The sequence below is a fragment of the Hominiventricola sp. genome (assembly GCF_057604405.1).
This window is the reverse complement of record NZ_DBLYVB010000001.1, coordinates 139,177-152,662: the sequence shown is the minus strand read 5'-3', so window position 1 is coordinate 152,662 and position 13,486 is coordinate 139,177. Positions and strand designations below refer to the sequence as shown.

The window sequence follows — 13,486 nt, the reverse complement described above, 5'->3', positions numbered from 1 at the left end:
AAGGAGGATTGCCGGTTATGATGGAAAACAGAAAACAGGTGAATTTTTACCGGCTTGCATTAGCAGAAGGAAAACGGTTCCGCATGGAATTAAGTGATGATTACCGTCTGACCGGAACAGGCGGCGGGGTATTTACATGGCTTGCACCGGTCTATGATTCCATGGATCAAAACGAAACCTGGCATCGGCTGGTTTTAAGCGGAATCTTCCGGGAATGCAAGTATGAGATCATGGCGGCAGCTTCCAATGAAGATCTAAGGGAATTTCTGTATGCGGAAGAGCGGACAGCAGATCAGATAGAAGAGATGCTGCGAGAGCAGACCTTTATCAGAAAAGTAAACACGGACGATCTGCTTCTTCACAGCCTGACAGGACAGTACCTTTATATCCTGATCCGGGTATCCGGCGCACGTGTGGACAGTCATTTTCAGATTGACGGTCTTCATGTGGAATTCCCATGGGGCAGTTTTGTGGAATATCTGCCGGAAATTTATCAGACGTCCGGAAGGGATACATTTTTTGAGCGGTATATGACCGTGCTCCAGAGTATGTACGAAGATCAGGAACGGGAAGTAGATTATGTGCCGGATTATCTGGACTATGAGAGTACTCCAGAGGAACATCTGCCGGAACTGGCATCCTGGACAGGTGACTGGAGCAGGGAACAGCAGTATTCCTCCGGACAGATCCGCTGGCTTTTAAAGCATCTGCAGGAAATTCAGTGCGGCAGAGGCACCGGCCATGTGCTTGAGGAAATGATTGCTCTGTCAGTGGGAAGAAAAGCACGGATTCTGGAGTATTTTAAATGGCATGACTGGATGAAAAAAGGCACCGGACTGATGGAGGCTTATGAGAAACTCTACGGACGTGAGGAAGACACCTTTACGGTTATTCTGGACACATCCGATATGAAACATCCGCCCGCAAAAGAAAAGCTGCTGCAGCTGATGGAGGACTATATTCCCCTCGGGATGAACTGTAATCTGGTTCTTCTGGACTGGAGCAGTCATATGGATACCCACTGCTATCTTGACAAAAACAGCAGACTGTCCATACCGGAGCAGGCAGATACCAGCGGATTTGTGCTGGGCGGAAATTATGTACTGGGATAAAAGCGTTGTCTGTTTTTCTCTGTATGTATTATAATGAAAAAAAGATTACGATATACAGAGGAAGATAAAAATGATAGATCAGCAAAAACTGGAGACCCAGATCGCAGAATACCCAGTCTGTGAATATGCATTTATAAAACCGGAAGAGATCACATTTCTCGAACAGGTGCGCCATATCTGTGAGAGCGAATGTCCGCGGTATGGGACCTCTTGGTCCTGCCCGCCTGCAGTGGGTACTGTGGCAGAATGTAAGGAACGATGCCGCCAGTATACCGGAGGCTTTATTTTTACAACGGTGGCGGAAGTATCCGATATCGAAAATATGAAAGAAATGCTGGATACCAGAAAGGATCACGAGGAGATCACAAGACAGATCCGGGCGCTGGTGGAACAGCAATGTTCGAAAACGTTGACCCTCTCGACGGAGTCCTGCGCTATCTGTGAGCACTGCGCTTACCCGGATGCCCCATGCAGACATCCGGATAAAATGTTTCCGTGCATTGAAAGCTATGGCATTCTGGTGACAGATCTGGCAGAAAAATATCAGATTACCTTTATGAACGGGGGAAATGTGGTCACCTGGTTCAGTCTGATTCTGTACGAATAAGTATTTTTAGTTCTGCATATATATAATCAAACAGCCGGAAGCGGAGTAGTCATGGGATTACGGGAAAAGATTACGGACCGGTTCGGATTACCGAAGGACCTGGTCATGGGGGCAGCCGTACTGACCGTGACCGGCCGGAGTGAAGCCTATGTGGAAAATTATCGGGGGATTATTGAATACACGGAGCAGCGGATCCGTCTTCAGACAAAGACCTGTCAGATGACCTTCTGTGGAGAACATCTTCATATTGATTATTATACGGAAGACGAAATGAAGATATCAGGACAGATAGGGGAAATTCAATATTGCTGACAGACATCCTGAAATTTATAAAAGGTTATTTGATCATTCGGGTGACCGGATATTCGCCGGAACGGTTTCTGAATCTCTGCGGAAGGCATGGAATTGTGCTGTGGGAGCTTCGAAATCGGAAAACTGAATATGAAATGTGTATCAGCATCAGTGGTTTCAGAAAGCTGCGTCCACTGGTGAGAAAGACAAAGACAAAGGTCGTGATTCTGGAAAGACACGGCCTTCCTTTTATCCTGCACCGATATCGGAGAAGGAAGCTGTTTGCCATGGGAGCTCTGGCGGCAGCAGGACTTCTCTATGGCATGTCTCTCTTTATCTGGAATATTCATGTTGAAGGAAATGAACTGTTGAGCGAGCAAACGATTCTTTCTTATCTGGAGCAGGAACAGGTGGTTCATGGCATGGCAAAGCGACAGGTGCATGGAGAACAGATTGAAGAAAAATTGAGAAAACACTTCCCGGAGATTACCTGGGTGTCCGCGGAGATAAAGGGAACCCGGCTCATTGTTCACATAAAAGAAAATGAAGATGTGAAAGTGGATGAGCCAAAAGCGCAGGAACCGGTGAATCTGGTAGCTGAAAAATCCGGCACAATTGTTTCTATGATTGTACGGAGCGGAACACCTGCCGTGGAGGAGGGCATGGAAGTAGAAGAGGGGCAGCTTCTGGTAGCCAGCCTAGTGGAAATTCCCGATGACAATGGTGAAATTTCGAATACTTATTATGTACATGCAGATGCGGATATAGTGCTGCAGAGGACGGAACATTATACAAGATCCTTTTCCATGGAATACGAGGAAAAAAATTATACTGGACAGAAGCATGTGTCCTGGTATCTGATTCTGGGAAATTGGCGGCTGAATTTCGGAAAACAAAAATGCAGTTTTGTACAGGAAGAAGTGCTGACCAGCGAGATACAGCTGAAAGCGACGGAAAATTTTTATTTACCTGTGACTATTGGAAAAAACGTCATCAGGGAATATCAGAAGGAAGAAAGGGTTTATACGAAAGCAGAGGCGGAAGCAAAGGCACAGGAAGAGCTTTCGCTCTTTTTTGAAAAATTACGTATAAAAGGACTTCAAATTATCGAAAATCATGTTATGATAGAGATAAATGGGAAAAACTGTACAGCCTCCGGCACCTATGTGACAGAGGAGGAATCTGTGCGGGAAGAAATCCCGGAGATTGTTCTGCAGAAGCAGAATGATCAGGAAGAAGAAGGGAACAGAGTATAAGTGACATTACAGGACAATCTTTTAGACATTCCGTCTGAGCATGCACAGAATGTGTACGGACAGTTTGACGCTTATGTGAAGAAAATAGAACGTACTACCGGTGCAACCGTAGTATCAAGAGATGGCGGTGTAAAGCTGATTGGAAATGAAGTCCAGGTGAGCCAGGCAGAAAAAGTATTGAATGAGCTTTTGGAACTTTCCAGAAGAGGAAACCAGATCACTGAGCAGAACGTGGATTATGCATTATCCCTGGCTATGGAAGAAAAATCGGGGGCGCTTCTGGATATTGACAATGACATGATCTGTCATACCATCAGCGGAAAATCTATCAAACCAAAGACACTGGGACAGAAAAATTATGTGGATGCCATCCGAAAGGATATGATTACTTTTGGTATCGGACCTGCAGGAACCGGCAAGACGTATCTTGCGATGGCCATGGCAATCACCGCATTTAAAACAAACGAAGTGGAGCGGATCATTCTAACCCGCCCGGCCATTGAGGCAGGAGAGAAACTGGGATTTCTTCCTGGCGATTTGCAGAGCAAGGTAGATCCGTACCTTCGACCGCTTTATGATGCACTTTATCAGATTATGGGTGCAGAAAGTTTTCAAAAGAATATGGAAAAAGGACTCATCGAAGTAGCACCGCTGGCTTATATGAGAGGACGTACTTTGGACAATGCTTTTATCATTCTGGACGAAGCACAGAATACGACCCAGGCACAGATGAAGATGTTTTTAACCCGTGTGGGATTTGGTTCCAAGGTAGTTATCACCGGAGATGAGACCCAGAAAGACCTGGCCCCGGATGTAAAATCTGGTCTGGAAGTGGCCGAGAAGGTGTTGGGAAAAGTCGAAGGCATCAGTTTCTGCAGATTGACCAGTCGCGATGTAGTACGTCATCCGCTGGTACAGAAGATCGTTACCGCCTATGAGGAATATGAGAAGAAAACAGCAAAAAGAAAGGAGAGCTACAAAGAGAATCATGACGTTAAATCTGGAAAAAGAGTACGACCTGGAGCTAGGTCTTGAATATGAAGAAACTGCAAAGATGGTCATCAATCAGGTACTGGAGGAAGAAGGCTGCCCCTATGAGGCAGAGGTAAATCTTCTGCTCACTTCCGATGAGGAAATTCATAGAATGAACCGGGAATACCGGGAAGTAGACCGTCCAACGGATGTATTGTCTTTTCCGCAGGTGGAATATGAGACTCCAGCTGATTTTTCCTGGGCAGAAGAACATGAGGTGGACTGCTTTGATCCGGATTCCGGCGAACTGCTTCTTGGAGACATAGTGATCTCTCTTGACAAGGTAAAGGAGCAGGCAGAAAAATATGGACATGGTGTGAGAAGAGAATATGCTTTTCTTATTGCTCACAGTATGTTACACTTGCTGGGTTATGACCATATGACGGAAGAAGAGGCGGCCGATATGGAATCCAGACAGTCCCGTGTGCTGGAGCATCTGAACATTACAAGATAGAGGATACAAGAACAAATGAGTACCGGAAATCATAAGAAAAAATCCAATTATATTGTGCAGGGAGGAATTCTGGCTGCAGCTTCCATTCTGGTGAGAATCATCGGAATGGTGTACCGGATACCTGTGACAAGAATTCTTGGTCCGGTGGGAAACAGCTATTATTCAGCAGCCTATGAGGTATATTCCATGGTGCTGCTGATTTCTTCTTTCAGTCTCCCACTGGCAGTATCGAAATTAGTGTCTGCGCGAATGGCAGCTGGACAGGTAAAGGCGGCATATAAGATTTTTAAGTGTACGCTTCTGTTTGCCATGGTGTCAGGTGGTATCGGTGCACTGCTCATCTTCTTTGGAGCAGGTTTTTTCAGCGATGTGCTGGTAAATACGCCGGAGAGCAGACTGGCGCTGCAGGTGCTGGCACCGACGATTCTTGTGGTAGCCATTATGGGGTGTTTACGTGGTTATTTCCAGGGACTGGGAACGATGGTTCCTACGGCGGTTTCTCAGATTGTGGAGCAGGTTGTCAATGCAGCTGTCAGTATTGGAGCTGCATGGGCATTATTCCATTATGGGCAGAAACTGGACACACTCCTTGGAACGGAGACAGCGGCCTACGCTTATGGTGCAGCCGGAAGTACGCTGGGCACAGGACTTGGAGCGTTAAGCGGTTTGCTCCTGTTGGTGTTTTTGATCCTGGCATACCGTCGTTTTATGAAACGGAAGATGGTTTCAGACCGCAGTGGAAATGAAGAGTCTACAGCCGATATTTATTATATGCTGTTTCTGACGATTATGCCGGTTATTTTGAGTACGGCTGTTTACAACTTAAGCGGTATTATCGACCAGGGAATTTTCAAACACCTGATGGTATTTAAAAATTATGAAAGCATGAAGATCGACGAATTGTGGGGTATTTACAGCGGAGAATACAAGCTGCTGACAAATGTTCCCATTGCAGTAGCTTCTGCCATGGCATCCTCCACCATTCCAGTATTGACCCGTGCGCGGGTGGCAAAAGACCGGAGAGAAATGCGGAAGAAGACGGAAAACGCCATTCGTTTTGTTATGATCATTTGTATTCCCTGTGCAGTGGGACTTTCCGTGCTGGCGGAACCGATTCTGCAGCTTTTGTTTGGTGCAAAAGACCATCTGAAGTTGTCTGCATTATTGCTGCAGACAGGAAGCATTTCCGTTGTTTTATATGGAATGTCTACATTGACCAATGGTATTTTGCAGGGAATGGACAAGATGCGCCTTCCGGTTATCCATGCGGCGATCTCGCTGGCGCTTCATGTAGTATTGTTGGTATTTATGGTGATGGGTCCTAATATGAATATTCACGCAGTGGTATGGGCGAATATTTTCTTCGCTTTCCTCATGTGTGTGTTGAACTCCAGATCCATTGCAAAGTATATGCGGTATCGTCAGGAAGTGGTGCGTACCTTTTTGATTCCGACAGCTGCTTCTGCCATTATGGGTGTTGCAGCATTTGGAGTTCACAAAGGAATGATGCTGGTGCTGAAGAGCAATGCCGCAGCAACACTGGTAGCCTGTATGGCAGCGGTTGTTATCTATGCCGTGGCGCTTTTGCTTTTGAAAGGTTTAAGCGAAGAGGAACTTTTAGGTTTTCCCAAAGGAAGAACTCTAGTATCGTTTGCGAAGAAACTTCATTTGATGTAAAAAAGATTTGCATGTATAAACCTCTTTTTTCCAGTTCATACTACATGGAAAAAGGAGGTTTTGCTATGTCTGGGAAAACATGTCGGATTTGTCTGGCCGTAGCGGCTGTGGCAGCAGCGGTAATTTTCATAGGGGTGTTCCTATCTGTTCAGAGATCTTCGATACCCCAAAAGGAACAGAAAGGAGTGGAACTGGTAGAGACGGAACCCTCTCGCCCAGAGGAATTGGACAAAACAGTAATTTTGAAAGCAGAAGATAGGAACGAAACAGCAGAAGAAAGTTATGAATATGTGCTGGTGGATCACAATAATTATGTGGCGGTTTATCAACTGCCGGAACGCACCATCTATGAATATACGGATGTGATTATGGATGTGCTGCCGGAAGAAACGAGAGAGGAAATCCGGAAGGGAAAATACCTCCGAAATGAAGAAGAACTCTATAATTTCTTAGAAAATTATACAAGTTAGGATTGTCACAGACGGAAAGATGTTGTAAATTAATGATAAGCACGTCCTCGCAAAAAAGACAAAAGTCCGCGATGGACGTGGAATACCGACAGAGAGAATGTGAACCAATGGATAGTGCAGCATTAAGAGAGAAACTCAAAGACAAGAAACGTATTGTAATTAAGGTAGGTACATCCTCACTGACCCACCAAGAGACTGGATCTACGGATCTGATCACACTGGAAAAACTGGTGCGGGAACTGACGGATCTGCATAACAGAGGCAAGGAAGTGATTTTGGTAAGTTCGGGAGCGATTGCAGTTGGCCGTAAGACCATCGGCATGAAAGAACGTCCTACGAAGCTTTCCATCAAGCAGGCCTGCGCGTCTATTGGACAGGCACGTCTTATGATGATTTATCAGAAACTTTTTATGGAATACAATCAGGTGGCATCACAGATCTTGATGACTAAGAATACGCTGGTAAATGGGGAGAATCGTCTGAATGCCAGAAACACATTTGAGACCCTGTTGTCCATGGGAGTAATCCCGATTGTAAATGAAAATGATACCATTTCTACTTATGAGATTCAGTTCGGTGATAACGATACCCTGTCAGCAGTGGTAGCGGCACTGACTCAGGCAGATCTTCTGATTCTTCTGTCAGACATCGACGGACTGTTTACGGATGACCCCAACAAGAATCCGGATGCGAAGTTTATCGATTATGTAGAGCATGTGGATCATCATTTTGAACAGATGGGAAAAGGTTCTGCCAGTGACGTGGGAACCGGCGGTATGTCCACAAAACTGAAGGCGGCAAAGCTTGCTACTTCTGCGGGTGCGGATATGGTCATTGCCAACGGGGCAGATATGGGAGTGATTCATCAGATTGTAGATGGGGAACAGATTGGTACCCTGTTCAAAGAAAATCGGACGGAAGATTTTTATCTCATCGACTATCTGGATGAGCCGTCGGTATAAGGAGGAGCGAAAAACATATGATAGATGACAGCAAGATTCAACGAATCAATGAACTGGCAAGAAAGTCAAAAGCAGAAGGTCTTACAGCGACAGAGAAGAAAGAACAGCAGCTGCTCCGGCAGGAATTTCTGGCTGCGGTCAGAAAGAACCTGAAGGGCCAGCTGAATAATATTGATATTCTGGAACATGATGGCCGTATTGTAAATCTGGGTGAAAAATATGACAACGGATCAAAAAAAGGAAATTAGGCAGGAAGTAAAACGCCGTCGTGCAGAGGCTTTGCCGGAAACCCTTCATGAAAACAGTCTGAAGATTAAGAAGACTTTCGTGGAACTGGAAGCCTATAAAAATACAGCACTCTTGCTGGCTTATGTGGATGCCAAACGGGAAGTGGAGACCCGTCTTCTGATGGAGCAGGCATGGAAAGATGGAAAGAAAGTGGCAGCTCCCCGCGTGGATGGAGACGGAATCATGCATTACTATTATATAGAAGGAATGGATGATCTGGAGTCGGGAAGCTTTGGTATTATGGAACCGAAGAAGAGCTGTCCTCTCTGTAAAGAGGAAGAAGGCCTCATGCTGATGCCGGGTGTGGCATTTGATGAACACTGCCATCGGGTTGGCTATGGCGGTGGTTACTATGACCGCTATCTGGAAAAGCATCCGGGATTGGTACATATTGCACTGGCATTTGAATTTCAGGTATTCCCGGAGGTGCCTTTTGAAGCACATGATATTCTGCCGCAGATGATTGTGACAGAAACACGGATGATAAGACCGGAGGGAAAATAGATGAAGACCCTGGAAGAGATTGGAAAAAGTGCAAAAGCCGCAGAACCGGTACTTCGGATTATGGGTACCAACCAGAAAAATGAAGCATTGCTTCATGTGGCAGAAAAACTATTGGAAGAGAAAGCTTTTGTTCTGGCAGAAAATGTAAAAGACGTGGAGAAAGCCACTGCAAATGGGATGGCCCAGGGGATGATTGACCGCCTGATGCTGGATGACAACCGGATCGAAGGTATGGCAGAAGGGATTCGTCAGGTGGCAGCGCTGCCAGATCCGGTAGGGGAAGTTACTTCCATGAAACAGCGTCCCAACGGACTGAGCATTGGATGGAAGAAAGTACCCCTTGGCGTTATCGGTATGATCTATGAATCCAGACCAAACGTAACGGCAGACGCCTTTGCCCTCTGCTTTAAGGCAGGAAATGTGGTGATTCTCCGCGGCGGAAGTGACGCATTTTTCTCCAACAGTGCGATCACGAAGGTGATCCGCGCAGCGCTGACGGATGTGAAAATCCCGGAAGATGCGGTACAGCTGATTGAAGATACCCGCCGTGAGACCGTGCAGGAATTCATGAAAATGAACCAGTATGTGGATGTGCTGATTCCCCGAGGCGGTGCAGGACTCATCCGTACCGTAGTGGAGAACAGCCGTATTCCGGTCATCGAGACCGGTACGGGAAACTGCCATATTTTTGTGGATGAGAGTGCGGATTTTGATATGGCCATTGATATTATTTTCAATGCCAAAACCCAGAGAATCGGTGTATGCAATGCCTGTGAGTCTCTTGTGATCCATGAGAAGATTGTGGATGCATTTCTGCCGCAGTTGAAAAAACGGCTGGATGAAAAGCAGGTGGAGATGCGTGGAGATGAAAAAGCATGCAGCGCAGCAGAAGGTCTGGTTCCGGCTACAGAGGAAGACTGGGGACGGGAATATCTGGACTACATTCTTTCAGTAAAGACTGTAAAAAATATTGATGAGGCAATTGCCCATATTAACCGTTATAATACGGGACATTCCGAGGCAATTGTGACGAAGGATTACGCCAATGCGCAGAAATTTTTAAATGAGATTGACGCAGCGGCAGTTTATGTGAATGCCTCCACCCGTTTTACGGATGGATTTGAATTTGGATTCGGTGCAGAGATCGGTATCAGTACCCAGAAACTCCATGCCAGAGGTCCCATGGGACTGGATGCACTGACATCCGGAAAATATATTATATATGGAAATGGACAGATTCGATGAGAGTAATAGCAGGTACAGCGCGCAGTATGCCGTTAAAAACCATAAAAGGGATGGATACCAGACCGACGACAGATAAGACCAAGGAGACGTTATTCAATGTTCTGCAGACGGATATTCCGGACTGCCGTTTCCTGGATCTGTTCAGTGGAAGCGGAGCCATTGCGATTGAAGCCTTGAGCAGAGGTGCGGCTTATGCGGTGCTGGTAGAGCAGAATGCCAAAGCGGCAGAGTGTATCAGAGAAAATCTGATTTTCACAAAGACCATGGAGAGGGCGGAAATCCAGAAGTGTGATGTGCTGACGGCCCTTCACCGGATGGAAGGACAGAAGCCCTTCGATGTGATTTTCATGGATCCGCCTTATGATCAGGGATTGGAAGAGCAGGTGCTGGAATATCTTGTTCACAGCACGCTGGCAGATGAATATACGGTAATCGTGGTCGAGGCATCTCTGGATACGGATTTTTCCTATCTGGAAGGTCTTGGATATCACGTATATAAAGAAAAAAAATATAAGACAAATCAGCATGTGTTCATGCAGAAAAAGGATTAAACAATATGATACGAGCGATTTATCCGGGAAGTTTTGACCCGGTTACTTTAGGACATCTTGATATTATCAGAAGGGCGTCCAGGACAGTCAACGAACTGATTGTAGGAGTGCTGAACAATGGTGGAAAGACGCCGCTGTTTACCGCGGAGGAACGCGTAGAGATGCTCCGGGAAGTAACGAAGGATATTCCGAATGTGAAAGTGATGGCCTTCTCCGGGCTTCTGGTGGATTTTGCAAGACACACGGATTCCACTGTGGTAGTGAGAGGCCTTCGGGCAATCTCAGATTTTGACTATGAGCTTCAGATGGCGCAAACGAACCGGAAAATGAACCCCCATGTGGATACTATGTTTTTAGCTACCAGTCTGGAATATGCCTATTTAAGTTCCAGCACGGTGAAAGAAGTCGCCTTCTTTGACGGTGATATCAGTGAATTTGTACCGGAACCAGTGGTGGAGAAGGTACGTGAACGAGTAAAAGAAAGAAAAGCAAAATGAATCTGAAATCTTCTGTGAAAGAATTAAAGGGAATTGGCGAAAAAACGTCAGTTCCCTTTGCAAAAGCAGGAATTTTTAATATTGAAGACCTCTTGCGGTATTATCCCCGGGCCTATGAGACTTATGAGTCTCCAGTTGAAGTGGATGAAATGGAAGATTGCGGGAAATATGCAGTCCATGCCTGGGTGCAGTCGGTTTCCCCTGTGAAGCGATTTAAACACTATCAGATTTTCAGTGCCCAGCTGCAGGTGGGGGAAGCCGCAGTACAGGCGACCTGGTTTAACATGCCCTTTTTGCGGAATTATTTTCAAAAAGGCGGGCAGTATATTTTCAGAGGGACAGTGGCAGTTCGGAATGGACAATGCCGGATGCAACAACCGGAACACTATACACTGTCGGACTATGACAGGCTTCTTCACGTGATGCAGCCCAAATATCCGCTGACGACCGGGCTGACAGAGAAGATGGTCATGAAGGCGGTGCGGCAGGTGTTGGAAGGCGGTCAGGTGGCGCTGACGGAATATTTGCCAAAAGAAATAGTGGAATCCTACGGACTGGAATCGGAATGGGATGCAGTGCGGCAGATTCATTTCCCGAAAAATGAAGAAGTCATGCGTCGTGCCCGCAATCGAATTGTATTTGATGAATTTTTGCTGTTTGTTCTGGGAGTCCGCAGACTCAAAGAACATCAGGAACAGTTGGTCAGTCAGGTCCCTATGGTGGAGGTGTCGGAGACCAGCCGTCTGATGGAATCTCTTCCTTATGATCTGACAGGCGCGCAGAAGAGAGTCTGGCGGGAAATCGTAGCGGATATGACCGGGAAGAAAGTCATGAGCCGGCTGGTTCAGGGAGATGTAGGTTCCGGTAAGACCATTCTTGCGGTGCTTGCTCTTATTATGGCAGGATGCAATGGCTATCAGGGAGCGCTTATGGTGCCAACGGAGGTGCTTGCCAAACAGCACTATCAATCGGTGCGTGAAATTCTGAAAGCACATCATATTCCACTCCGACCGATTCTTCTGACCGGTTCTATGACGGCCAAGGAAAAGCGTCTGGCAAGAGAGGAGATTGCATCGGGAACGGCACAGATTGTGATTGGAACCCATGCATTGATCCAGGATGATGTGGAATATCAAAAGTTGGGGCTGGTGGTGACCGACGAGCAGCATCGGTTTGGTGTGCGTCAGAGGGAGATGCTGGCAGAAAAAGGGGTAACACCTCATGTGTTGGTTATGAGTGCGACACCGATTCCCCGGACGTTGGCTATGATTGTATATGGTGACCTTGATATTTCCGTGGTGGATGAGATGCCAGCAAATCGTCTTCCAATTAAAAATTGTGTGGTGGATGAGTCTTATCGCTCCAATGCTTACCGCTTTATGGAAAAAGAAGCGGTAGCTGGCCATCAGATTTACATTATCTGTCCCATGGTGGAGGAAAGTGATGAACTGGAACTGGAAAATGTAACGGATTACACAGAAAGGCTGAAGAATCTGATGCCTGGATTTTCTATTGCCTGTCTGCACGGTAAGATGAAGCCGAAAGAAAAAAATGAAATCATGGAAGCATTTGCAGAGGGACAGATTCAGATTCTGGTATCCACCACAGTGATTGAGGTGGGGATCAATGTGCCGAATGCCACGGTGATGATGGTGGAGAATGCGGAACGTTTTGGTCTGGCCCAGCTTCATCAGCTGCGAGGCCGCGTGGGAAGAGGAAAAGCTCAGTCCTACTGTATTTTTATGAGCGGCAGCAAAGGAAAAGAGACAAAGAAACGTCTGGAAGTACTGAATAAATCCAATGACGGTTTTTTCATTGCCAGCGAGGATCTGAAGCTTCGCGGACCGGGCGATCTCTTTGGTATCCGGCAGAGTGGTATTCTGGAATTTAAGATGGGAGACGTATTTCAGGATGCAAAAGTGCTGGAGCAGGCCAGCGAGGCAGCGGGAAAGATTCTTAAGGAAGATCCGGAACTGGAACGGCCAGAATATGAAAGATTAAAAGAACGGCTGAAAGGTTATATGAGCCGAAGTGCAGAAAGCTTAAGTCTGTAGTTGAAAAATGCTGATTTTGTCAGATTTTGAAACGATTGACAGTGTATTTGATCTGATCCTGCACATACTAACATCGTAACAAACAACAACAAATTGCGAAGCGGCAGTTACAAATCAAAAAATGCTTTGCAGTAAGGAGGAGTTTATTATGGCAGGATCTACAAATAAAGCAGCAGTACCGGAGGCAAAAGGGGCACTGGACCGTTTCAAATATGAGGTGGCCAGCGAGATTGGTGTTCCGCTGACAGACGGTTATAACGGAGACCTGACTTCCAGACAGAATGGTTCAGTCGGAGGTTATATGGTAAAAAAGATGATTGAGGCCCAGGAACGTCAGATGTCCGGCAAATAAAATATGAAAAGAACAGGGAAGCGGTATGGCATAAGGCTGTACCGTTTTCTTTTTTGAATGGAAATCCTGTACTTGACAAAACTTCCGTAATGGCTATAATAAATGCAATAAAATGCAAATGAGTTGCAAATGCA

Annotated in this window: 16 protein-coding genes; all 16 read left to right on the top strand. The window is 46.2% G+C overall.

What is annotated here, in order from left to right; translation table 11 throughout:
- Window positions 1-17 precede the first annotated feature (17 nt).
- The 16 genes from ACZMB2_RS00795 to ACZMB2_RS00720 all read left to right on the top strand — a co-directional run bounded on the left by ACZMB2_RS00795 (window position 18) and on the right by ACZMB2_RS00720 (window position 13,352).
- Window positions 18-1,112, top strand: a complete 1,095-nt coding sequence (locus tag ACZMB2_RS00795; protein WP_487595078.1) for a hypothetical protein — start codon at window positions 18-20, stop codon at window positions 1,110-1,112.
- Between the two features lie 70 nt (window positions 1,113-1,182).
- Window positions 1,183-1,719, top strand: coding sequence for a DUF2284 domain-containing protein (locus ACZMB2_RS00790; protein WP_487595077.1), 537 nt, complete (start codon window positions 1,183-1,185; stop codon window positions 1,717-1,719).
- A gap of 51 nt (window positions 1,720-1,770) precedes the next feature.
- Window positions 1,771-2,031: a YabP/YqfC family sporulation protein gene (locus ACZMB2_RS00785; RefSeq protein ID WP_487595076.1), complete on the top strand. Its 261-nt coding sequence runs from the start codon at window positions 1,771-1,773 to the stop codon at window positions 2,029-2,031.
- Window positions 2,025-3,266: a sporulation protein YqfD gene (gene yqfD, locus ACZMB2_RS00780; RefSeq protein WP_487595075.1), complete on the top strand. Its 1,242-nt coding sequence runs from the start codon at window positions 2,025-2,027 to the stop codon at window positions 3,264-3,266. Before ACZMB2_RS00785 ends, yqfD begins: the two co-directional genes overlap by 7 nt.
- Window positions 3,267-4,301, top strand: coding sequence for a PhoH family protein (locus ACZMB2_RS00775; protein ID WP_487595074.1), 1,035 nt, complete (start codon window positions 3,267-3,269; stop codon window positions 4,299-4,301).
- A complete protein-coding gene (gene ybeY, locus ACZMB2_RS00770) occupies window positions 4,255-4,752 on the top strand; it encodes an rRNA maturation RNase YbeY (RefSeq protein WP_487595073.1) in 498 nt (165 codons plus the stop codon). Before ACZMB2_RS00775 ends, ybeY begins: the two co-directional genes overlap by 47 nt.
- Window positions 4,753-4,767: 15 nt before the next feature.
- Window positions 4,768-6,429: a putative polysaccharide biosynthesis protein gene (locus ACZMB2_RS00765; protein ID WP_487595072.1), complete on the top strand. Its 1,662-nt coding sequence runs from the start codon at window positions 4,768-4,770 to the stop codon at window positions 6,427-6,429.
- A 65-nt stretch (window positions 6,430-6,494) separates the two neighbouring features.
- On the top strand, window positions 6,495-6,899 hold the full coding sequence (locus tag ACZMB2_RS00760) for a hypothetical protein (protein WP_487595071.1): 405 nt from the start codon (window positions 6,495-6,497) through the stop codon (window positions 6,897-6,899).
- A 71-nt stretch (window positions 6,900-6,970) separates the two neighbouring features.
- Complete coding sequence (gene proB, locus ACZMB2_RS00755) at window positions 6,971-7,861, top strand: glutamate 5-kinase (protein ID WP_487595070.1); 891 nt, start codon at window positions 6,971-6,973, stop codon at window positions 7,859-7,861.
- A gap of 17 nt (window positions 7,862-7,878) precedes the next feature.
- Window positions 7,879-8,109 (top strand): DUF896 domain-containing protein, encoded by a 231-nt coding sequence (locus ACZMB2_RS00750; protein WP_487595069.1) that lies wholly within the window; start codon window positions 7,879-7,881, stop codon window positions 8,107-8,109.
- On the top strand, window positions 8,081-8,653 hold the full coding sequence (locus tag ACZMB2_RS00745) for a 5-formyltetrahydrofolate cyclo-ligase (protein WP_487595068.1): 573 nt from the start codon (window positions 8,081-8,083) through the stop codon (window positions 8,651-8,653). The genes ACZMB2_RS00750 and ACZMB2_RS00745 overlap by 29 nt, the downstream gene beginning before the upstream one ends.
- Window positions 8,654-9,898, top strand: a complete 1,245-nt coding sequence (locus ACZMB2_RS00740) for a glutamate-5-semialdehyde dehydrogenase (RefSeq protein ID WP_487595067.1) — start codon at window positions 8,654-8,656, stop codon at window positions 9,896-9,898. It abuts the gene before it with no gap.
- A complete protein-coding gene (rsmD, locus tag ACZMB2_RS00735; RefSeq protein ID WP_487595066.1) occupies window positions 9,895-10,449 on the top strand; it encodes a 16S rRNA (guanine(966)-N(2))-methyltransferase RsmD in 555 nt (184 codons plus the stop codon). Before ACZMB2_RS00740 ends, rsmD begins: the two co-directional genes overlap by 4 nt.
- A gap of 5 nt (window positions 10,450-10,454) precedes the next feature.
- Window positions 10,455-10,946 (top strand): pantetheine-phosphate adenylyltransferase, encoded by a 492-nt coding sequence (coaD, locus tag ACZMB2_RS00730; RefSeq protein ID WP_487595065.1) that lies wholly within the window; start codon window positions 10,455-10,457, stop codon window positions 10,944-10,946.
- The gene (recG, locus tag ACZMB2_RS00725) at window positions 10,943-13,000 is read left to right on the top strand and encodes an ATP-dependent DNA helicase RecG (RefSeq protein ID WP_487595064.1); all 2,058 of its coding nucleotides are present in this window, start codon (window positions 10,943-10,945) and stop codon (window positions 12,998-13,000) included. The genes coaD and recG overlap by 4 nt, the downstream gene beginning before the upstream one ends.
- Before the next feature lie 148 nt (window positions 13,001-13,148).
- Entirely contained in the window at window positions 13,149-13,352 is a 204-nt protein-coding gene (locus tag ACZMB2_RS00720) for an alpha/beta-type small acid-soluble spore protein (RefSeq protein ID WP_487595063.1), read from the top strand.
- Window positions 13,353-13,486 lie beyond the last annotated feature (134 nt).